This window comes from Salmonella sp. GDC200615 (assembly GCF_050574145.1).
Classification (GTDB): domain Bacteria; phylum Pseudomonadota; class Gammaproteobacteria; order Enterobacterales; family Enterobacteriaceae; genus Salmonella; species Salmonella enterica.
This window is the reverse complement of record NZ_CP192247.1, coordinates 4,028,320-4,050,976: the sequence shown is the minus strand read 5'-3', so window position 1 is coordinate 4,050,976 and position 22,657 is coordinate 4,028,320. Positions and strand designations below refer to the sequence as shown.

The following is a 22,657-nucleotide window of genomic DNA, read 5'->3' as shown; positions in this document are numbered from 1 at the left end:
CATTTTATTTCAGGTGGTTAATTATGTGTATTGGCGTCCCCGGTCAGGTGCTGGCCGTCGGAGATGATATTCACCAGCTTGCGCAGGTGGAAGTGTGTGGCATCAAACGTGATGTCAATATTGCTCTGATTTGTGAAGGTAAGCCAGCCGATCTGGTAGGGCAATGGGTATTGGTACACGTTGGTTTTGCGATGAGCATCATTGACGAAGACGAAGCGAAAGCCACGTTAGATGCGCTGCGCCGCATGGAGTACGACATCACCAGCGCGTGATCCCTTAATCACCTCTATTATATCGCTCTATAATCGCTGTATAATTATTTATATATCGATTGTGGGGCGAAACCTATGAATAAATTTTTGCGCCAGCTCTCTCTGCTGGCGTTGCTTTTTTGCTGGCCGTTAATGTCACAGGCGGCGCGTACTTTTACCGATCAACTTGGCCGCCAGGTCACGGTTCCCGACACCGTCGACAGAGTGGTGGTGCTCCAGCATCAAACGCTCAATCTCCTTGTACAGATGAATGCCACTGACAAAATCGTTGGGGTCATGGCGAACTGGAAACAGCAATTAGGCGACGGCTATGCGCGTCTGGCGCCGGAACTGGCGCAAAAAGCCTCGCTGGGCGATCTAACGCACGTTGATCCTGAAAAACTGGTGGCGCTGCGCCCGCAGGTGGTGTTTGTCACGAATTACGCTCCGCAGGAGATGATCGACAAAATCAGCCGTCTTGGCATTCCGGTGGTGGCGATTTCGCTGCGCCATGATGTTGCTGGCGAGCGGGCTAAAATGAACCCGACCCTGGCCGATGAAGAGCAGGCTTATAATCGCGGGCTGCGTGAAGGAATAACGCTGATTGGCGATATCGTCAATAAACCGCAGGAGGCGAAAGCGCTGATTGAGGCGATGGATAAAGGTCGCAAGATGGTCAGCGACCGTTTGCAGTCGGTTCCTGAAAATGAGCGGGTTCGCGCTTATATGGCGAATCCGGAGCTGACCACCTACGGTTCCGGTAAATACACCGGTCTGATGATGGCCCATGCGGGGGCGCTGAATGTAGCGGCATCCTCGGTGAAAGGCTTTAAGCAGGTGACAATGGAGCAGGTGATCGCCTGGGATCCACAGGTAATCTTTGTCCAGAATCGCTATCCAAAGGTCGTCAATGAGATCCTGCACAATCCCCAGTGGCAGGTCATTGACGCGGTGAAGCATCATCGGGTTTACCTGATGCCGGATTATGCCAAAGCCTGGGGATATCCGATGCCGGAGGCGGTGGGAATCGGCGAACTGTGGATGGCGAAAAAACTCTATCCGGAAAAATTCCACGATATTGACATGCAAAAGGCCGCTAACGACTGGTATCAACGTTTTTACCGTACTGACTATCAGGGCGTACAGTGATGCGAATACTGGCTGCGGGGAGCTTGCGCGTCGTCTGGCCGCAGCTAATGGCGGCATTTCAGGCGGATGCGGTATGTGATTTCGGTCCGGCGGGGCTGTTACGTGAACGCATCGAAGCGGGCGAAGCGTGCGACTTTTTTGCTTCGGCGAACCTGGCGCATCCGCAGGCGCTGCTGGAAAGCGGGCGGGCGCTGCGGGTCGCGCCTTTTACGACGAACCGTTTGTGCCTGAGCGTGCGGGCACAGGCGATGCGTGAAGGCGAGGACTGGCTGTCGCTATTAACCCGGCGGGATCTGCGGATCGGCACCTCAACAGCAGGTTGCGATCCTTCCGGCGATTATACGCAGCAGCTTTTTTCGCGGATGGGCAAGGAGGGCGAAGCGGTCCGAAAACGCGCGGTAGCGCTGGTTGGCGGCAGGCAGACTTTGCCGTTACCGGCGGGCCGGCTGGCTGCGGAATGGCTCATCAATCATGATTACACCGATATCTTTATCGGCTATGCCAGCTATGCTCCCAGGCTACGGCAGGTTAATTCGCTGCGAGTGGTTGATATCCCGGAACCTTATAATCCCGTGGCTGAATATGGCTTTGCCTGCCTGAGCGAGCAGGGAAAAACGCTTGCCGACTTTTTACTGTCAGCACGGGCGAGGTTGATTCTCATGCAACATGGGTTTAGTGAAGCGCCGAATATGACACACTCGCAGAACTGATAAGCGAAGCGTCAGCAGGGAATACCATGCCGGATGACGACATTACTACCTCATCCGGCATCATGGTTTAACTTTGACGTTTATCTTCGGTATTGTTTTCGAAGTCGCTGGCGTCATGGCGTTCGTGAAGCTGTTCGTTCAATGGGCCGTTGGTCCGGTTGACAATGCGCCCCCGCTTTACCGCCGGACGTTCGGCTACCTGCTTCGCCCAGCGTTGTACGTTTTGATAACTTCCGGCATCCAGAAACTCCGCTGCATCATAGACATTCCCCAGCACCACGTTGCCGAACCACGGCCAGATGGCCATATCGGCAATAGTGTACTCTTCTCCCGCGACATACGGGTGGTGAGCTAACTGCTTATCCAGCACGTCCAGCAGACGCTTGGCTTCCATGGTGAAGCGATTAATGGCGTACTCAATTTTTACCGGCGCATAATGATAGAAATGACCGAAACCGCCACCGAGGAACGGCGCCGCGCCCTGTAGCCAGAACAACCAGTTAAGGGTTTCTGTGCGCTTAGCCAGATCCTGCGGCAGGAAATGGCCAAACTTATCCGCCAGATAAACAAGAATTGCGCCCGACTCAAAAACTCGAATCGGCGGGTTGTGTGAGTTATCGCGCAGCGCCGGGATTTTTGAGTTCGGATTGATGTCAACAAAGCCGCTGGAGAACTGATCGCCCTCGCCGATGCGAATCAACCAGGCGTCATATTCGGCGCCGGTCACGCCCAGCGCCAGGAGCTCTTCCAGCATAATAGTCACTTTCTGGCCGTTAGGCGTCCCAGCGAATAAAGCTGTAACGGATGTTTGCCGACGGGCAGCGTTTTGTCGTGCGTCGGGCCGGAAACCGGGCGATTAATGTTAGCGAACGCGCCGCCGCCGGATTTATCCCACGTCCAGACTTTTGCGGGTTGATAAGTATTATCTGCCATATTGACCTGCCTTCACAGTGGTGGTGTTGAAGCAGTGTAGCAGCTTGCTAGTCGGACATTTAACCGATTGGGACATTCCGGCGAGTGAAATTTTAACCTTCTGGCCTCAGTGTGCCTTATTGAGGTGTATGATTATGTCGACCTCTGTCCGGTTAGTGTCACAGAGCAGACAATCAGAGCGAAATCACGCCAGGCTGCTCAGGCGGTCTTGTTTTGAGGTAAGTGCATGAGCAAAGGAACCACCAGTCAGGATGCCCCCTTCGGGACATTATTGGGTTACGCCCCCGGCGGCGTAGCGATCTACTCTTCAGATTACAATTCCCTCGATCCGTGGGACGACGACGACGCAGCTTTTCGTAGCTACATCGACGATGAATACATGGGGCATAAATGGCAGTGCGTGGAATTTGCCCGCCGTTTTCTCTTTCTGAATTATGGCGTTGTTTTTACTGACGTCGGCATGGCCTGGGAAATTTTCTCGCTGCGTTTTCTGCGCGAGGTCGTGAATGACAATATTTTGCCTTTGCAGGCCTTCCCGAACGGTTCGCCGCGCGCGCCGGAGGCCGGGGCGTTGCTCATCTGGCAAAAGGGCGGCGAGTTTAACGAAACCGGGCACGTTGCGATTATCACCCAACTCCTGGATAACAAAATTCGTATTGCTGAGCAAAACGTTATCCACACGCCATTGCCGCCAGGGCAGCAGTGGACTCGCGAACTGGAAATGGTCGTAGAAAACGGGTGTTACACCCTGCGCGACACCTTTGATGACACGACGATTTTAGGCTGGATGATCCAGACCGACGACACGCAATACAGTTTGTCACAGCCTGACATCGCGAATCAGTCGCTGGCGATTCGCGGCGCAAGACTGCCAGAGAAAGGTCAGTTTGACGGTCCGTGGCTGGATGAGCGCGATCCGTTACAAAAAGCCTATGTACAGGCGAACGGACACGTTATCAATCAGGACCCGTACCAGTATTTTACCATCACCGAGAGCGCTGAACAGGAGCTTATCAAAGCGACCAATGAGTTGCATTTGATGTACCTGCACGCCACGGACAAAGTTTTAAAAGACGATAATCTGCTGGCGCTATTCGATATCCCCAAAATTCTTTGGCCGCGCCTGCGTCTCTCCTGGCAGCGCCGTCGTCACCATATGATCACCGGTCGTATGGATTTCTGCATGGATGAACGCGGGCTGAAAGTCTATGAATACAATGCCGATTCCGCATCATGCCATACCGAAGCGGGATTAATTCTCGAAAAATGGGCTGAGCAGGGCTATACCGGTAAAGGGCATAACCCGGCGGAGGGCTTAATTAACGAGCTGGCAGGCGCCTGGAAACACAGTAAAGCGCGTCCTTTCGTCCATATCATGCAGGATGATGATATCGAGGAGGACTATCACGCGCAGTTTATGCAGCAGGCGCTGCATCAGGCCGGTTTCGCGAGCAAAATTCTCCGCGGTCTGGGCGAGTTGCGCTGGGATGACGCCGGGCAGTTGATCGATGGCGACGGACGGCTGGTGAATTGTGTCTGGAAAACCTGGGCGTGGGAAACGGCGATGGAGCAGATACGCGAAGTCAGCGAGACGGAGTATGCCGCAGTGCCTATTCGTACCGGGCACCCGGAAAATGAAGTCCGGCTGATTGATGTATTACTGCGCCCGGAAGTGTTGGTGTTTGAACCGCTGTGGACGGTGATCCCGGGTAACAAAGCGATCCTGCCCATCCTGTGGTCGCTCTTCCCGCATCATCGCTATTTGCTCGACACGGATTTTACCGTTAACGATGAGCTGGTGCAGACCGGCTATGCGGTAAAACCGATTGCCGGACGTTGCGGTAGTAATATTGATTTGGTGAGCCATCAGGAAGAGCTCCTGGATAAAACCAGCGGCAAGTTCGCCACGCAGAAAAATATCTATCAGCAGTTGTGGTGCCTGCCGAAGGTCGCCGGGAAGTATATTCAGGTCTGTACGTTTACCGTGGGCGGTAACTACGGCGGTACGTGCCTGCGCGGCGATGATTCATTAGTCATTAAAAAAGAGAGCGATATTGAACCGTTAATCGTCATCAAAGCGTAACGGGGTCATTCTCGTCGGGATATCGGCGTGGGTGCCGATATCCCGCCTGTTGTGTTTACCAGCGAACGGCTATCAGCCTGCCATTTACTGGTAACATATGAGAAATAATATCACAAATTATTCTTAACTTTTCTGACGCAGGCGGTGACGCTCGCCGCGTTGGCGCATCCGTTTCCTGATTTTCGGCTACTCGATACTTTTTGCGGCTGGTTACGCTGCCCCCATTCCTTTGGATTTAGGTCATGCCTGTTTGGCTGGTAAACGGACAGCATAATATATTGATGAGTCCAAATGATATTATTGGTCATATAAAAAGTTTACGTTAGGTTATTTTTCTATTGCAAAAGTTTGCGTTTAAACCCTGTCTGCAATCTTCGTGGCGAGATATAGCTACACCTAAGTAAATGCAGTTAATTATTATTCAGCTATTGTTGTCAGCCTTGTAAATAATATTTCCGTATAAAGCGAAGCGACTTCCATTATGACTATTAATGGTATTATTGAATAGTTTACTCTGTAATTATTTAAGTTTAGTGGACGTTTTGTCTTATTCTGGTGAACGTATGGTTATGGCAGATGACAGCCGATTTTTCATTATGTTAGCATGAGTTGATAATACTTTATCCAGGCATAGATCAGGATGTCCACATATAATAAGGAGAATGGTATATGTTTAAAAAAGTATTAGGCTTGCGCCACTGGAATAATAATGTTGTAAAAATACCGCCGCCAGCAGAATCTGGCGCTAATGCATCTGACGTGGTGGTGGATACTCCTGAGCCTTATGAGCGGATACTGTGTCAAAAAATTCTGATGGGGATCTCGACGATCGATATCATTCGTAATGCCATCATTAAGTCCTGTGAGCAGCTCAACATTGAAAAAGAACGCATTAATGAACTTAACGAACAGAATGATAAAGCCAGAAGTTCATTAAAATCGCTCGTGGAATTTATCACCGAAATTGGCACGACTTCATCGGATATTGGCTGTCGTATGGGCGACTTAAATACCTCCTTAACGCAAATTAATGCGTGTATTAAAGAGATACAGAAGATCGCTAACCAGACCAATTTGATAGCGATTAACTCCGCGATCGAGGCCGCGCGCGTAGGGGATGCCGGGCGTGGTTTTAGCGTTATTTCGAAAGAGGTGAAAAACCTGTCCGAAGATGTTAAACACAGTTCGAAAAGCGTCAGTACGTTAACCTCTGTAATCAAAGATAATACGGCCAGAGTGAGTGAGGTACTGGATAACCAACAGCCGGTTATTGATAATATTACGACTAACATAAATCAAATTGTGGAGTCTATTGGCATCGTCATCGATAAATCGCTGAGCATGAAATCGGTCATGCAGTACATCTCTACGGTGCAGTTTTTGAATATTGTCAAAGTTGACCATGTTATCTGGAAAATGGAAGTCTACAAATTACTCTTAAATAAAGACATAAACAGTAAAATAACGATGCACGATCAGTGTCGTCTGGGGAAATGGTACTACGGTTTTGAAGGACAGCAGTTTAGCAATTACTACAGTTTCCGTAGTCTGGAAGCGCCTCATAAAGAGGTGCATACCGCTGGCCACTCTGCGCTGAACTATTTTGCCGCAGGCGATATGAATGCGATGTCGCAAGAACTCGACAGAATGGAGCGATCCAGTAATGAGGTGGTTAACCAGCTGGAAATGCTGGCTGTCGATTTGTTAAAAGAAACCACACTGTGAAGTCATGAGTTATTACCGTATAACCAACAGGAGCCATCATCAAAGGACTGATGTATCGCACTTTCTGCACTGGAGTTATTCCGGACAGAGAAAAGAAGCATGACGCAGAAGATGGCTGTGTTTGTTCACCCGAATCACTTACCTTAGTAAGTGATTCGGGATTAATCAGCGACATCTTTGCTTTTTATCGGCGGCCAGACTTTGGCTGGAAAAGTGCGTTACTGCTAAATTTCTCACTCTCTTACCGCCTTCCTGCCCCTCGAAATACCTGAGACCTGTGCTCACAGATTAATAGCGATTATTTAATCGTGAAATAACGCTGGGCATTATTGAAGCAGATATCCTGAACCATACGGCTTAGCATCGCTTCATCATCAGGAATCTCTCCGTCCTGCGCCCACTGTCCCAGCAGGTTACAGAGAATACGACGGAAATATTCATGTCGCGTATAAGAAAGGAAACTGCGGGAGTCGGTCAGCATCCCGACAAACTGACTTAACAGTCCCATTTGCGACAGTTGCTCCAGTTGGCGCAGCATACCGTCTTTCTGATCGTTAAACCACCAGCCGGAACCAAACTGCACTTTTCCGGCAATTCCCGGCCCCTGGAAGTTACCGATCATGGTCGCTAGGACTTCGTTATCACGTGGGTTCAGGCAATAGAGGATAGTCTTGGGCAGTTCATTGGTCACATCCATACTGTCGAGCAAACGGGAGAGCGCCCAGCTAATGTTATTATCGCCAATGGAGTCAAAGCCGGTATCCGGCCCCAGCAGGCGGAACATCCGGGTATTATTATTACGGATCGCGCCAATATGTAGCTGCATCACCCAGCCGCGCGCGGCGTACTGACGGCCCAGCCAGACCAGCACCGCCGTGGTAAACTGGGCGATCTCAAGTTCGCTCAGCGTTTCGCCAGCCAGACGTTTGCCCAGAATGGCGTCAAGCTGCGCGTCGTCGGGCACCGGCGCAAATCGCAGCGTTTCAATGCCATGATCCGACGCGCGGCAGCCGCAGGCGGCGAAATGGTCGAGGCGGCGAGTGAGCGCCTGACGTAAATCGTCGAAACGGGTAATGCTGACATCTGCCGCCGCTTCCAGTTTCCTCAGGTAATCGACAAAGCCGTCCAGTTCGATTTTGAAAACTTTGTCGGGGCGCCAGCTTGGCGCGACTTCAATATCAATGCTGTCGTCGGCGGCTATCTGGCGGTGATATTCCAGAGAATCTATCGGGTCGTCGGTGGTTCCGACCATCCGCACATTCATCTGCTGCATAATACCGCGCGCGGAAAAGGCCGGCGTCGCCAGTTTCTCATTACACTGCGTCCAGATACTTTCCGCGGTATCCGGTCCGAACAGCGTACCTGTAATGCCAAATGGACGGCGTAGTTCAAGGTGCGTCCAGTGATACAGCGGATTGCCCAGCGTTTTTGGTACGGTATTGGCCCAGGCCATATATTTTTCATAATCGCTGGTCTCTTTGCCGGTGATCAGCGACTCATCCACGCCTGCGCTTCGTAGCGCTCGCCATTTATAGTGGTCGCCTTCCAGCCAGATCTGACCGAGGTTATCGAAACGGCGATCGTCGGCGATTTCCTGCGGACTTAAATGGCAGTGGAAGTCATAAATCGGCATGGGCGCGGCGTATTTATGGTACAGCGTGCGGGCAATGTCGTTTTTAAGTAGAAAATCTTCAGTCATAAACGTAGCCATGATTTATCTCCTTACTTAGCCAGCGCTTCTACCGTGGCTTTCGCGCCGTTCTGCAATAGCTGTTGGTAAGCGTCGGTAACGGCTTGCACAAATTCGTGGTTCTTCGGCAGGTCGCTGCCAAAGATAGACTCGATGGCCAGTAGCCCGCGAACGCGTTCTTCCGGCGTCTGATATTGCTGATGAATCGCCTGATACTGCGCGAGCAGCGGATCGACGACATCAATGGTTTTACCTTGTTCATCGATACCGCCGACGTAACGCATCCATCCGGCGACGCCCAGCGTCAGGCGGCGATAGTCATCGCCCTGTTGCAAGTGCAGACGTACCGGGTCCAACAAACGCTGCGGCAGTTTCTGACTGCCATCCATCGCGATCTGCCAGGTGCGGTGTTTCAACGAGGGGTTAGTGAAACGCGCGATCAACAAATTCGCATACCCTTCCAGATCGGTGCCTTCCGGCATTGATAACGTCGGCGCTTGTTCATCAAGCATCAGCGCCAGCGCCGCGCGACGGTAAGCCGGGTTGGTCATGGTATCGGCGATAGTGTCATACCCGCCGAGATAACCCAGATAGGCGAGGAAAGAGTGACTGCCGTTAAGCATACGCAGCTTCATCATTTCAAACGGTACGACATCTGCAACGAATTGCGCGCCGACGGTGTCCCAGTCCGGGCGACCATTCACAAAGTTATCTTCGATGACCCACTGGCGGAAGGGTTCGCAGGCGATAGCGCAAGGATCATAAACCCCTAACTGGTCGGCAACCAGTTGTAGCGTCTCTTCGGTCGCCGCCGGAACAATGCGGTCAACCATGGTGCAGGGGAAGGTCACATTGTCGGCAATCCATGCGGCGAGGGCGGCATCGCGAGCTTTTGCCAGGCCGAGGACGGCAGCCTTCGCGACGTGACCATTCTCGCGTACGTTATCGCATGACAACACGGTAAAAGCTTTCAGTCCTTGCTCCCGGCGCATGTTTAGCGCTTCGACAATATAGCCAATGGCGGATTTAGGCTGCTGTGGATGGGCAAGATCGTTTTGGATCAGCGGGTTATTGACATCAAGCTCGCCGCTGGCGGGGTCGGTGCAGTAGCCTTTTTCGGTCACGGTTAAGGAGACGATGGCGGTTTCCGGGCGCGCCATTGCCGCCAGAATCCCTGCATGGCCGTCGAATTCAGGGTGCAGCGCTTCTTTCATTGAACCGATAATTTTCAGTTCGGTGCTTTCTGCGCCGCGTTCTGCAACGGTGTACAGCAGATTTTGCGCTTTCAGGTTCGCGATCAGCCGCGCGTCGTTACCCGGCATCAGGTTCACTTCACAAATGCCCCAGTCGCTGTCGCTCTTTTCCAGTAAATGATGGGTAAAGAGCGCCTGGTGCGCGCGGTGAAACGCCCCGCAGCCCAGATGCACAATACGGGATACCAGACGTGATTTGTCCCAGTTTGGGCGGGCGACGGAAACCTGGGCGGTGGCGATATTCTGTTCCATTGCAAACTCCTGTCATTCGACGTCTTCGCCCGCGATCTCCGGGGCGAGGCATGTTGCTATTGCATTGAGTAGGGGAAATCGCATGACGCGTCGCGCCATGCGAAAGAAGGTTATTTGCTAAAGAAAGCGCGCTGGATAGCCAGTTCGACGCCGCGGACTTCCGCAAGCCCTTTCAGACGGCCAATGGCGGAATAACCCGGATTCGTTTTCTTCTTCAGATCGTCCAGCATCTGATGACCGTGGTCCGGGCGCATTGGGATCAGATCGTCGCTACCTTCGGCTTTACGACGGTGCTCTTCTTCCACAATCGCTTTAACGACTTCATACATATCCACATCGCCGTGCAAATGGGCGGCCTCGTGGAAGGTCTTCGGATTCTCTTCGCGCAGCGTAGAGCGCAGATGCGTAAAGTAGATGCGCGGACCAAACTGTTTGATCATATCAACCAGATCGTTGTCGGCGCGCACGCCGTAAGATCCGGTACACATGGTGAAGCCGTTCGCCATGCTATTAACGGTTTCCACCATCCATTGCATGTCTTCAATGGTAGAGACAATGCGCGGCAGGCCGAGAATAGGGCGCGGCGGATCGTCAGGGTGAACGGCCATACGCACGCCAACCTCGTCGGCAACCGGAATAATGGCTTTCAGGAAATAGGCAAAATGTTCACGCAGTTTTGCTTTATCGATATCTTTATACGTCGCCAGGTGTTGACGGAACTGATCCAGCGTATAGCCTTCTTCCGCGCCAGGTAAACCGGCAATAATGTTGCGGGTCAGACGTGCTTTGTCTTCCTCGCTCATGGTGGCGAAACGTCGCTCTGCCTGAGCAATTTCTTCTGCCGTATAGTCGGCTTCTGCTCCCGGACGCTTCAGGATATGCAGTTCGAACGCGGCGAATTCAATCTGGTCAAAACGCAACGCTTTTGAACCATCCGGCAATACGTATTCCAGATCCGTACGTGTCCAGTCCAGCACCGGCATAAAGTTATAGCAAACCGTATAGATACCGCATTGCGCCAGGTTACGCAGCGTTTGCTGGTAGTTTTTGATCCATAAATCGTACTGACCGGTGTGGGTTTTGATATCTTCGTGGATAGGTACGCTCTCTACCACAGACCACTCCAGACCCGCCTCTTCAACGATAGCTTTACGTTTCTGGATCTCGTCTATCGACCAAATTTCTCCATTCGGGATATGGTGTAACGCCGTTACCACGCCGGTTGCGCCAGCCTGGCGTACATCTGACAGCGTTACCGGGTCGTTAGGTCCGTACCAGCGCCAGGTTTGTTTCATATCTCGTTTCCTCTTCTTGCGATAACGTCTTCGTGGTTGACCCATTGCCAGCCAACATCGAAACGTGCTTTGTAAACCCGTTCTGACCCCTAAATTCAACCAAAATTTTTCTCATGTCAACCTTATTGTCTAAATTGGCTAACCAAATCACAAATATCATCATTCACGGTCTGCCAATTTTATTTATTTGATCTGTGCCAATTTTTGCTGGGTGAAAAGCATTCACCATTCAACTTGAAATGAGTTGATGTATTTATTTCAAGAATATTAAGGGCGGGAGTTGCCGCCAGATTTTGACCGGTCCGGATGAGAAAATATTGATTGGTCAACCAATTTTTGTGATTTCAGTTTTCCCGCTACAGGTCAGACGGCGCGGAGCTAATGTTTTTTAACGAGGCTTTATCATGAAGATGACAAAATTAAGATGGTGGATTATCGGCCTGGTCTGCGTAGGGACCATCGTAAACTACCTGTCCCGTAGCTCGCTTAGCGTTGCGGCGCCAGCGATGATGAAAGAACTCCATTTTGATGAGCAACAATATTCCTGGGTGGTGAGCGCCTTCCAGCTTTGTTACACCATTGCGCAGCCGATCACCGGCTATTTGATGGATGTCATCGGACTGAAAATCGGCTTCTTTATCTTTGCCTTGTTATGGTCGCTGATCAACATGGCGCACGCGCTGGCCGGCGGCTGGATAAGTCTGGCATTTCTGCGTGGTCTGATGGGGCTAACCGAAGCGTCAGCGATTCCGGCCGGGATTAAAGCCAGCGCCGAATGGTTCCCGACGAAAGAACGCGGTATTGCGGGGGGACTGTTTAATATCGGTACTTCGATTGGCGCGATGCTGGCGCCGCCGCTGGTGGTCTGGGCGATGCTGACCTTTGCTGATAGCGGCATCGGTACTGAAATGGCGTTTGTGATTACCGGTGGGATCGGCGTGCTGTTCGCCATCACCTGGTTCCTGATTTATAACTCGCCAAATAAACACCCGTGGATCACCCACAAAGAGCTGCGTTATATCGAAGACGGCCAGGAAAGCTATCTCCAGGACGATAATAAAAAACCGGCCGTTAAAGAGATCGTTAAAAAGCGTAACTTCTGGGCGTTGGCGATTACCCGTTTTCTGGCTGACCCGGCATGGGGAACGCTGAGTTTCTGGATGCCGCTGTATCTGATTAACGTGATGCATCTGCCGTTAAAAGAGATCGCCATGTTTGCCTGGCTGCCGTTCCTGGCGGCGGACTTTGGCTGCGTTGCAGGCGGTTTCCTGGCGAAGTTCTTCATGGAAAAGATGCACATGACCACGATCAATGCGCGTCGTTGTAGCTTTACCATCGGCGCTGTTTTGATGATTTCGATCGGTTTTGTCAGCATTACGACTAACCCGTATGTCGCCATTGCATTGATGAGTATTGGCGGTTTTGCGCACCAGACGCTGTCTACCGTCGTGATTACCATGAGCGCTGACCTGTTCAAGAAAAATGAGGTCGCGACGGTTGCCGGTCTGGCAGGATCTGCGGCATGGATGGGACAGTTAAGCTTCAACCTGTTTATGGGGGCATTGGTCGCTATTATCGGTTACGGCCCGTTCTTCATTGCACTCAGTCTGTTCGATATTATCGGCGCCATCATCCTGTGGGTACTGATTAAAGATCCAGAAAAGCACCACCCGCCAATGACGGAACAGCCGCTGGCGTCTCACCGCTAAAGCTGTCTCGGTTTCACTGGCCTGATAAGCGAAGCGCTACCGGGTTCTAACGGCCACCTTCGGGTGGCCGTCTTCATTACCCTTATCGGTAAAAATACGCGTTGGTTTTATACCAGCGCGTTATCATTTAGTTTGCCTGATTATTTTCAGATGCTGAAAATAATATTGTGGTAAGGGTTATTGTTTTTCGCCTGGATTTTTATCGACTCTCTGTCTCGCTGCGATCATCGATAAAGTCCCCTTTATGTAAATAAAGGTTCAATGCTTCTACTCTTTTCCCCATATATTTTGCGCAGCTTCACAAAAAATAACCTGATGTCGTAATGTCCGCTCCCTAATATTCTCCATGCGCTATACGTTAATTTAAGTTTAAATTTCATGCCGGGGATATCACGATGTCACGTAATTTTACTGTTTCAGCCTGTCAGTATATTGTTATCGAAATAAACACTTTTGAAGATTTCATAACAAAGGTAAGGATACTTCTTAATAAAAGTCAGGGTGCTGATGTCGTTATCTTCCCGGAGCTATTTACCATTGAGTTATTTACATTATTGAAAAAATGGCAAGAAAGACCCATTTCACACCTTACTTTAATTGATCAGTTCACGGATGCCTATAAGCAGCTTTTTCAACAGGAAGCGAAAGAAAGAGGACAGTTCATTATTGCTGGCTCTCATCTGGAGCAGACTGGAGCAGATCGCTATGAGAATGTTGCGCATATATGGGGACCCGATGGCGAACATTATGCTCACAGTAAGACGCATATCTTCCCGGCTGAACGGGGTTGGTATACTCAGGAAGGCGATAAAATGGTTGTTTTTCAACTGCCATTTGCAAAGGTGGGTTTTAATATTTGTTATGAAGCAGAAATACCGGAGTGTGCCGCGACGCTGGCGGAACAGGGTGCGGAGTTAATTTTAACGCCTTCCGCTACGTTTACTGAACAGGGATTTTGGCGAGTCAGGCATTGTTGCCACGCACGTTGTATTGAAAATCAAATTTATCTTGTTCACTGTTGCCTGGGCGGAAACCCGGGCGGGCCACTGCCAGGCTGCTGGGCCCGAAGTTCAATTTTAAGCCCCTGTGATGTCGTGTGGAAAAATCCACAAGGTATTATCGCAGAGGCGCACGTCAATCAAGAGGATGTCATTTCAGGAGAAATTAACCTCGATGTTCTATATGAAAATAGACTTGGGGGGGCAGCAACAACGTTCAAGGACAGACGCAGAAAAGCAGGCATATATAATATCTGGCCATCACACATTAAATAACAGAATGTGTCCCTTCTATGTATTAGCTGGAGGTCGTTATGGGATATTTAAAATTACCTGAGGGTAAAAGGATTGCGGTCAATCTTGGTGTTGATGTAGATGCTCAGTCTTTATGGCTGGGCGGATTTAATCGACCGTCGCCATCCTTTATGTCACGAGGAGAGTTTGGTGCTCAAGTTGGCGTACCAAGGCTTCTGAAATTGTTCAAAGAAAATAATATCAAAACCACCTTTTTTATTCCCGGACACACTGTAGACACCTTCCCGGAAATCATTAAAGCAATTTTTGATGCCGGGCATGAAATCGCTCACCATGGCTACTATCATGAAAATCCGACGCTGGTGAATCGTGATACAGAACGCCGACTTATGGATCTGGCGTTCGCCTGTTATAAAAGACATTTCGGCATACGCCCTGTGGGATACCGTTCTCCCTATTGGGATTATAGCGAGAATACGCTGGATCTTCTGGAGGAAGCCGGTTTTCTCTATGACAGTAGCCTGATGGCGAGAGATCTTGTGCCTTACCATCCTCAACGTTGGCAGGTGAATTGGGAGACGGGAAATATCGCAGGCCCGGCCAGCGCGATTCTGGAAATTCCTGTTAGCTGGTATCTGGATGATTTTCCCGCACTGGCGTATACCGGCAACCAGGAGGGGATGAGCGATACTGACGGTGTTCTGCGACGCTGGAAGGATATTTTTACCTATGCTTATCACCATCAGGAAAACGGTTTATATGCGATGGCCCTTCATCCGCAGATAATCGGTCATGGGCATCATATGATGATGTTGTCACGTTTGATTGAACATATTAAAGGGCATGATGGCGTATGGTTTGCAACCTGTGAAGAGATAGCCAGTGTCTGGGTGGATGACGAAGAGGATCGACAAAAAATGCTCCGTCCTGATGTTCGTGGCGTAGCGCCGGTTCCGGATGATTATGGCTGGCCGGGCAAATGATATCACCTCATGACAATGTTAATATCAGTCGGGTAACGGATTACCCGGGCAGAAGTTACCTGTTTGCCCGCTCGTTAATGCATATTGTCCATCAGAAAGGGAGACTATCCCGGGACGTATAAAATCTTTTTTATTTCGGTCAAAACGTTAATCAACGAGAATAGTTTGTTTTTTGATTTAAATCATTTTTTAGTTTTCACAGGATAATAAGCAAATAACATTTATAATGTGAGTATTAAGAAAAATAAAATTTCCATAGTGATTAATTTTCATTTAACCCTTTTATTTTTAATGTTTTTGTGTGTGTTAATTGATGTAAATCAATTTGGATTTTTTTATTAAATAAGTAAAAATTAAGTTGATATTTGCTTTTTGATGTGTTTTTTATATATAGCTGATTATTATTCTGAAATGTCAATTTTTGAATAACGACGCTGTGATACCGGCACCAGGGATACTTTGCGATAAAAGGGATTGAATATGGCAGAGAGCGTTCAGTATAACCTCAATTGTATTTGGCCACAGCGGGCCAAAACCCTCTATTGCTTTGCAACCAGCGGAATAACGTTCATCAGACGTGGGTAAACGTCGGCAAAATCCCTGCAAACCTGGCGCTTTTCACGCTGTGTTTTTTGGTCGTTGCGCTTTTAATAAGAGTCACAAGCGCTGGCCGCCGGTATTCGTCTGGCTGCTGAACTGCCACCTGATCAACAAGGAGATAAATCATGGATGCGATTTTTTTAAAGCTCGACAATATCAAAGGCGAAAGCCAGGTTGAAGGCTTTGAAGATCAGATAGAGATCATGTCTTATAGCCACAATGTGGCAATGCAGGTAAATAACGATGTTAGCCTCACTGAGCGGACTTCCGGGCGCGCGCATGTTGGTGAAATGTCGCTCACCAAATTTGTCGACCTCGCCACGCCTGTGCTCAATGAGTACTGCTGTAGCGGGAGGCTAATTAGAACCGCGGTGCTGACGTTGTGCCGCAATGACGACGGCAAAATGCGGTCGCTTATCGTTTATACCCTGACAAACGTGCTGATATCACAACTCAGTGTTAGCGGCGGCGCCGGCGGTAAGCCGGTGGAAACGATGTCGCTGAACTTCACGAAAATCGAATGGCAAATCACTGCCGAGAAATCAGACGGCGCTCAGCAGGAGTCCAGAACGTCAGTATGGGATCTGGCGATGGACCAGATAGGGAAATGATGATGACGCCAACCATTCCGGTCGCGCTATTCGACAGGCTCTTGGTTGAGGGGATAAGCCCACATGAATTGGTACGACGCAAGTTAATGTGTTTATTCAACTCTTGCGCCGTGCCAGGTGGCGAGACATTACCGCCGCTGCTCACTCGGGGTATGCCGGAATGGCACGAGGTGAATGTGGGTGACAAACGGGTTCTCAACTGGTTTTGCCGTGAGCTTCGCGCTGCTATTTTACGTTATGAACCGAGCATCAACATGCTGAAAGTCAGTGTAAAAGATGCCCATCATCAGACGCTGGCGTTGTCTTTGGAAGCGATGTTACAGGATGAGTCTGAACCGTTAAGGCTGGAGATAGCCTACTCTAACGGTAGATGGCGCTAGTAATGCAGGAAGGAACGCCGGGCCGGGCGTTTAACATTATCCCAAAAGCAAAAAAACGCAGCGAGCGAACCTGATAATCAGGCAGACAGTCCACCTTTCGGTATGGTTGATCTGCCTGCATCATTTTCAGGATGGTTAATAACGGACCATGACAGATTTAAGTTCGGTATAGTCATCAATAAACGCGCTGCCAAATTCACGACCACTACCCGATCCTTTCATCCCTCCAAAGGGTACCGCGGGATCGAGGAAGGTATGCATATTGACCCACACCATGCCAGCATCAATATCTTCAGCGTAGCGTAATGCCTTAGACATATTTTCCGACCACACACTTGCAGCAAGGCCGAATGGCGAAGCGTTGATATGCGAAAGCGCCTCTTTTTCATTCTGATAACCGATAAAGCTACAGACAGGGCCAAAGGTCTCCTCGTGCATCAGCGTACTGTTTTTACTACGCACTTTTACCGCTGTCGGCTGTAAAAAGAACCCTCCGCCGGGTAAAGTTTCACCGCCGTAAACAATAGTATCCCCTTCTTCCCGTGCGCGTTGAATCAGATGCAGCACTTTTTCAAGCTGAACCTGATTCGCCAGCGGGCCCATCACCGTTTTTTCATCTAAAGGCGAGCCGGGCACGATCTCCGATAACCGTTTCCTGAGGAGCGTCATGACCGTATCCAGTTTTTCCTGGGGCAGATAAAAACGCTCTGCGGCAGCACAAATCTGTCCTTGATTCAGATAACCGGCTTCAAGAATACCGTTGACCATGGCTTGTGCCGAGAGATCATTGAGAAACAGCGCCGCATTTTTCCCTCCCAGTTCGAGGGTAACGCGTTTTCCTGACGATGTTGCCGAACGCCGGACTTTCTCACCTGTCTCAACTGACCCGGTGAAACTCACTTTGGCGCAATCTGGATGCGCGATCAGCTGTTGCGCTATCTCACCGCCAGCACCGTTTACCACGTTAATTACGCCATCAGGGAAACCTGCCTCTTTAGCCAGTTCAGCGACTCGCAGCAGTGTCAGCGGGGTATATTCACTTGGTTTAATGACGATGGTGCAGCCACATACCAGCGCTGCGGCCAGCTTCCAGATAGCAATCATAATTGAGAAATTCCACGGCACAATACCGACGACCACGCCAATGGGTTGGCGTTGGGTAAACGCTGTGTATCTCTCTTCTCCCATTGATGGCAGGGAGACATTCAGCGTTTCACCGGTTATTTTTCCTGCCCAACCGGCAAAGTAACGCAGGAAGGCCACTGACTGATCGAGTTCAAGACCGCGCGACAGCGTAATCGTTTTACCTGAACAGACGCTTTCCAGTTGAGCTAACTCTTCACGATGAGCGGCAAGAGTATCAGCCAGTTTCAGCAGTAATGCGCCGCGTTGTAACGTTGGCATTTTACGCCAGACATCAAACGCCCGTCTGGCGCTCTGCATGGCCTCTTCTGCCTGCGCAGGGGTTGCCGACACAACGTCGGCGATGATTTTGCCGGTGGCTGGGTTAGTGACCGAGAAGTTCGTGCCGTTTCCGGCCTGACGTTCACCTGCAATAAATTGTCCGTGTCGTTGGCGTAAAAAAGTCGTTACTTCGGCAAGTAATGTCACGTCGCTCATCAGAAGTGCCTGTAGGTCAGGAATGTACGTTTTTCCATCTCAACATACTTGCCTGGAACTGAATATCGTTCCAAAGAACGTCATTCTTCCGGACGATATTTTGTAAAACGTTACCGTGCTGTGATAGCGGTCTTAGTCAAGCGTGATGACAAGGTAACGCGATGAATACAAAAATCGATGCGTTGAATTACTACGGCGCGACGAAAAAATACCCGTTGCATTTTCCTGCTCTGCAAGACGATATTGATGCCGATGTGGTGATCATTGGCGGTGGCTTTTCAGGCATCAATACCGCGCTGGAACTGGCGGAGCAGGGGATCACTAATGTTGTCGTTCTGGAAGCCCGCCATCTTGGGTATGGCGGCACCGGGCGAAACGGCGGTCAGGTGATGGCCGGTATAGGTCACGACATCGAAGCCGTTAAAAAATATGTAGGCGCAGCGGGAATGGAGACGCTGTTTAAAATCTCGAACCTCGGCGCAGGTATTATTCGGGAGCGAATTCGTAAATACCATATTGAGGCTGATTTTGTCCCCGGATATGGTTATCTGGCCTACAACCAGCGGCAGTTAAAAACGCTGCAACAATGGGAAAAAGAATTCAAAGCTGCTACGCCGGAAGATGATATTGAACTCTATACCGGTAAAGACGTGCAGCAGGTTATTGGTTCCGACGTCTACTGCGGTGTTCTCAAGCATATGGGGGGAGGGCATGTCCACTCGCTGAATTTATTGCTGGGCTCCGCTCAGGCTGCGAATTCGCTGGGGGTGAAGATATTCGAATATTCACCTGTGGTTGAGGTCAGTTACGGTAAAACTGTGCGGGTACGTACTGCGATGGGCAGCGTAAAAGCGGCCAAATTGCTGTGGGCCTGTGATAGTTTTCTCAATAATCTGGAACCAGAAATTTATAAGAAAACGCTGGTTACTTATTCTTATCAGGTCTCTACAGAACCTCTCTCCAGCGAGCTTGTTGAGCGGATCAGTCCCTTGCGCGGGGCTTTTAGTGATATCCGCCCGGTGATAAATTACTACCGTCTCACAAAAGAAAACCGTCTGCTGTTTGGCAGCGCCACAAGGTTTCTTGAATATACCCCGCACGATTTTGCTGCCTGGAACCGCACTCTGTTGACGGAGGTCTTTCCTTATTTGAAAGACGTTAAAATCGATTTTGCCTGGGGCGGACCGATGGCCTGTAGCGCGAATCTGTTTCCGCAGATTGGCACGCTTCGTGAGCACAATAATGTTTTTTATGTTCAGGGTTATTCCGGATTTGGCGTCACGCCTTCCCATATTGTATGCAAAATCCTGGCCGAAGGAATAAATGGCGGTTCCGAGCGGTATCGTCTGATGAGTAGCATTCCCCACGCGACAATTTATGGTCGCGACAGTCTACGTCTATTGCTGGTCAGTGCGGGAAAACTGATACATCAAACAGCCGGTTTCTGGAAAGGCCGGAATTAACCAGGAGAACATTAATGCACGCTTTTAAACTCAATCAACCTGTTCCTGAATTACAGCCAATCGGGAGTGTCAGCCTGTTGGGGGCGTTGCCAACAGAAGGCGATCCCCAGGTCGCCGTTGCGATGATTTACGGTAAACCTGAGGACGTATTTACCTGTGGACTGTTTTCATCGACCCGCGGCGGTTTCACTATGATTTATCCCTTTACCGAGCACGCAACCGTGCTGGAAGGGGAAGTGGAACTCACTGTTGCGGGTCAGGAACCGATACGTTTTTCACTAGGCGATAGTTGGTTTGTTGAACAGGGAACCGAAGTGGCATGGAAAGTTTTAACGCCCCGTTTTGTAAAACATTATCTGGCAAAAGTTGAAAGCCATAAGCAGGGTTGAATCCTTTAATTGTTCGTCAGTAGCGTTGGCATCACTGGGGAGAATAACGCGCTCCCCACTTGCTATTAGCGCATGCGGGGACGGCGTCACAACGTTATTTACCGTTATCCCTCTTCAGGACGATACCTGTTAGATACGGTGCCTGCCATAAATAAGCGTTATTCCGGAGCGGTAATTTATTGTTGTAATAATAGTGAAGAGGTTGACCATGTTTAAAAACAGACTTGCCAGCCATCTTGAACGTGGCGTTATTGGTTTCCCCACGACGCTTGCCAGCTCCGTCGGGCTGATTATGGCAAGCCCGGTGATCCTGACCGTGACCAGTGGTTTTGGCTCAGGGGGAGATACCTTTGCTCTTGCGGTATTACTGGCATTTATTATGATGCAAGCGCAGATTACCACCTTTGCCGAAGCGGCAACGCTTATTCCCACGACTGGCTCCGTCTACGACTATATTTCCTGCGGGATGAGGCGTTTTTTCGCTATCACCGGTGCGCTTTGCGCTTACCTGATCGTACACATTTTTGCCGGCACGGCAGAAACGATTCTCGCTGGCGTCATGGCGCTGGTGAACTTTGAGTCTGTTAGCGAACACGTGGCCATGCAGCACAATACCTGGATGGTTGGCGTCGGCATGGTAGTGGTTTTCGGGTTACTGAATGCCATTGGTGTTGAAGTATTTGGCAAGGTGGAAGTGTTTCTTACATTCGGTATGTGGACTACCCTGACCATCTTCGGTTTATGCGGGATCCTGTTATCCCCGGTCACTCATCATTCCGGGTGGTTTGGCGCACCGCTTGATGTCAGTAATCTTTCTGGTCTGTTTGGTTATATTGGCATGGCGATGTTTATGTTCGTCGGTTGTGAACTGGTCACGCCAATGGCGCCGGAAATTAAAAAAGCGCATCGTACGATTCCCAGAGCGATGGCGCTTGGCCTTTTAGCGGTGGCAGGTTGTATGTTCCTCTATGGCGCTGCGATTAACCGGCAGGTAAATAATGTGGTGGTCGATGCGGCAAACCATATCTTTTTACTGGATACGCCGATGGCTATTCCCGCCTTTGCCAATCGTGTCATGGGACATGTCGGGCAATACTGGCTGGGCGTGGGGTTGTTGTTAGCGGGATGTGCGACGATTAATACGCTAATGGCGGCAGTACCGCGTATTATATACGGCATGGCGCTGGACGGCGCTTTGCCGCGGTTTCTGACCTGGTTGCACCCCCGCTTTAAAACACCGGTCATCGCCATCGCATTCGGTGTTGCGATTCCCTGTTTACATGCCTGGTATCTGAACGGTGATATCGACCACATTGTTCCGCTGATCCTCGCTGCGGTCTGCGCCTGGGGAGTAGCTTATCTGCTGGTAACGTTATCGGTCGTTATCTTACGTATTCGGCGCCCCGATTTACCACGCGCTTACCGGGCCCCCTGGTTTCCCTTACCTCAGATTATTTCGAGCGTGGGTATTATTATCGCCATTATTAATATCGCGCCTCCAGGAATGAACAGTCGGGATGTACTTATACCATTCGGTATTATGCTTGGATTGACTGCCGCCTATGCCTTATTCTGGACATTATGTGTGCAACGGGTTAATCCTTTCCTCCCGCTTCCGGTAGAAGAGGTCGTGGAACGGGCTATGGGCAATTATGAAAAGCGAAACAATGAAGAGATGACGCCAGATGTCCTCCGTCCCCTGGTTTAAGAACGCATTAATGAATATGGTGTTACGTGATTTGAGCGGCTGGCGTTGTGAAAAATTGACCGAACATAGCGCCGTGCTGCATCTGAATGCATTTACCCAGGTTATCTGCCATGTTCAGCAAAAACGGTTATTCATGGCCAGTATTCACAGTTGTGAATTCAGGGTGAAAGGCACAATCAATTATCCTTTGCAGGGCAAAATTCGCGTTCATCAGCCCGGATGGCTGAAACGTTATCCCGTCATTTTTACTGGCAGCAAAAGTACCGCCGGGCTGATTAACTATCTTAATTGTTTCCCCAATTTACAACAGGCACTGAGTGAACTGGATTATCGTCGGTTTACGCTGGTTTTACATCATAAGGAATGGTATTGCGGCATTGAGCTATGGGCTGGTAGCGAAGTGGTTTGTAAAATGCCGCCGCTGCGCCGTTATCTGCGGCTTGAGCGGCACCAGCGTGTTCTTCTGCTTAGTGTGATAAATATGATCAATCAGGCCATGAATCAATGGCTGCAACAGGATACCGACGCCAGATAATATGACATTTTATTGAGGCATCAGCTCAGAGAGTGGTATTAATTCAGGCATATATGACAATGGGG

At 50.0% G+C, this 22,657-nt stretch carries 18 protein-coding genes and 1 pseudogene; 14 read left to right on the top strand and 5 right to left on the bottom strand.

The genetic code is table 11. From position 1 onward, the window contains the following. Positions 1–23 precede the first annotated feature (23 nt). From hybG to ACQ29O_RS19600, 3 genes are all read left to right on the top strand, one after another. On the top strand, positions 24–272 hold the full coding sequence (gene hybG, locus ACQ29O_RS19610) for a hydrogenase maturation factor HybG (protein ID WP_000334889.1): 249 nt from the start codon (positions 24–26) through the stop codon (positions 270–272). 75 nt (positions 273–347) lie between these two features. Then, the gene (locus ACQ29O_RS19605) at positions 348–1,400 is read left to right on the top strand and encodes an ABC transporter substrate-binding protein (protein WP_001032020.1); all 1,053 of its coding nucleotides are present in this window, start codon (positions 348–350) and stop codon (positions 1,398–1,400) included. Further along, on the top strand, positions 1,400–2,110 hold the full coding sequence (locus ACQ29O_RS19600) for a molybdate ABC transporter substrate-binding protein (RefSeq protein WP_001220943.1): 711 nt from the start codon (positions 1,400–1,402) through the stop codon (positions 2,108–2,110). Before ACQ29O_RS19605 ends, ACQ29O_RS19600 begins: the two co-directional genes overlap by 1 nt. 67 nt (positions 2,111–2,177) lie before the next feature. Here the strand turns inward: ACQ29O_RS19600 and yghU are convergent. After that, positions 2,178–3,043: pseudogene (gene yghU / locus ACQ29O_RS19595) on the bottom strand (glutathione-dependent disulfide-bond oxidoreductase). A 226-nt stretch (positions 3,044–3,269) separates the two neighbouring features. On the opposite strand from yghU, the gene gss reads away from it, so the two are divergent. Together gss and ACQ29O_RS19585 are read left to right on the top strand one after the other, a co-directional pair. Continuing rightward, a complete protein-coding gene (gene gss / locus ACQ29O_RS19590) occupies positions 3,270–5,126 on the top strand; it encodes a bifunctional glutathionylspermidine amidase/synthase (RefSeq protein WP_000033685.1) in 1,857 nt (618 codons plus the stop codon). Positions 5,127–5,795: 669 nt separating this feature from the next. Further along, on the top strand, positions 5,796–6,851 hold the full coding sequence (locus ACQ29O_RS19585) for a methyl-accepting chemotaxis protein (RefSeq protein WP_000475253.1): 1,056 nt from the start codon (positions 5,796–5,798) through the stop codon (positions 6,849–6,851). 298 nt (positions 6,852–7,149) lie between these two features. Here ACQ29O_RS19585 and uxaC read toward each other — a convergent pair whose 3' ends face one another. From uxaC to uxuA, 3 genes are all read right to left on the bottom strand, one after another. Then, positions 7,150–8,562, bottom strand: a complete 1,413-nt coding sequence (gene uxaC, locus ACQ29O_RS19580) for a glucuronate isomerase (RefSeq protein WP_000190182.1) — start codon at positions 8,560–8,562, stop codon at positions 7,150–7,152. Positions 8,563–8,573: 11 nt separating this feature from the next. Next, a complete protein-coding gene (locus tag ACQ29O_RS19575; protein ID WP_000437127.1) occupies positions 8,574–10,046 on the bottom strand; it encodes a fructuronate reductase in 1,473 nt (490 codons plus the stop codon). Positions 10,047–10,156: 110 nt separating this feature from the next. After that, positions 10,157–11,341 carry a mannonate dehydratase gene (uxuA, locus tag ACQ29O_RS19570; RefSeq protein WP_000815479.1) on the bottom strand — a complete coding sequence of 395 codons (1,185 nt, stop codon included), beginning with the start codon at positions 11,339–11,341 and terminating at the stop codon, positions 10,157–10,159. Positions 11,342–11,745: 404 nt separating this feature from the next. On the opposite strand from uxuA, the gene ACQ29O_RS19565 reads away from it, so the two are divergent. The 5 genes from ACQ29O_RS19565 to iraD all read left to right on the top strand — a co-directional run bounded on the left by ACQ29O_RS19565 (position 11,746) and on the right by iraD (position 16,877). Further along, positions 11,746–13,050 (top strand): MFS transporter, encoded by a 1,305-nt coding sequence (locus ACQ29O_RS19565; RefSeq protein WP_000784371.1) that lies wholly within the window; start codon positions 11,746–11,748, stop codon positions 13,048–13,050. A gap of 395 nt (positions 13,051–13,445) precedes the next feature. Further along, positions 13,446–14,324 (top strand): carbon-nitrogen hydrolase family protein, encoded by an 879-nt coding sequence (locus ACQ29O_RS19560; protein ID WP_000089248.1) that lies wholly within the window; start codon positions 13,446–13,448, stop codon positions 14,322–14,324. 38 nt (positions 14,325–14,362) lie between these two features. Next, a complete protein-coding gene (locus tag ACQ29O_RS19555) occupies positions 14,363–15,286 on the top strand; it encodes a polysaccharide deacetylase family protein (protein WP_000540888.1) in 924 nt (307 codons plus the stop codon). 725 nt (positions 15,287–16,011) lie between these two features. Beyond that, positions 16,012–16,497 carry an Hcp family type VI secretion system effector gene (locus tag ACQ29O_RS19550; RefSeq protein ID WP_000338753.1) on the top strand — a complete coding sequence of 162 codons (486 nt, stop codon included), beginning with the start codon at positions 16,012–16,014 and terminating at the stop codon, positions 16,495–16,497. Continuing rightward, a complete protein-coding gene (iraD, locus tag ACQ29O_RS19545) occupies positions 16,497–16,877 on the top strand; it encodes an anti-adapter protein IraD (RefSeq protein ID WP_000988938.1) in 381 nt (126 codons plus the stop codon). The genes ACQ29O_RS19550 and iraD overlap by 1 nt, the downstream gene beginning before the upstream one ends. A 135-nt stretch (positions 16,878–17,012) precedes the next feature. Here the strand turns inward: iraD and ACQ29O_RS19540 are convergent, their stop codons facing one another. Further along, complete coding sequence (locus ACQ29O_RS19540; protein ID WP_001286396.1) at positions 17,013–18,497, bottom strand: aldehyde dehydrogenase family protein; 1,485 nt, start codon at positions 18,495–18,497, stop codon at positions 17,013–17,015. Positions 18,498–18,658: 161 nt separating this feature from the next. On the opposite strand from ACQ29O_RS19540, the gene ACQ29O_RS19535 reads away from it, so the two are divergent. The 4 genes from ACQ29O_RS19535 (at position 18,659) to ACQ29O_RS19520 (ending at position 22,592) form a co-directional block, all read left to right on the top strand. After that, positions 18,659–19,960 (top strand): NAD(P)/FAD-dependent oxidoreductase, encoded by a 1,302-nt coding sequence (locus ACQ29O_RS19535; protein WP_001092818.1) that lies wholly within the window; start codon positions 18,659–18,661, stop codon positions 19,958–19,960. A 14-nt stretch (positions 19,961–19,974) separates the two neighbouring features. Beyond that, entirely contained in the window at positions 19,975–20,349 is a 375-nt protein-coding gene (locus ACQ29O_RS19530) for a cupin domain-containing protein (protein ID WP_000542978.1), read from the top strand. A gap of 208 nt (positions 20,350–20,557) precedes the next feature. Then, entirely contained in the window at positions 20,558–22,057 is a 1,500-nt protein-coding gene (locus ACQ29O_RS19525) for an APC family permease (protein ID WP_000475964.1), read from the top strand. Next, complete coding sequence (locus ACQ29O_RS19520) at positions 22,035–22,592, top strand: DUF3156 family protein (protein ID WP_000100100.1); 558 nt, start codon at positions 22,035–22,037, stop codon at positions 22,590–22,592. Before ACQ29O_RS19525 ends, ACQ29O_RS19520 begins: the two co-directional genes overlap by 23 nt. Positions 22,593–22,657 lie beyond the last annotated feature (65 nt).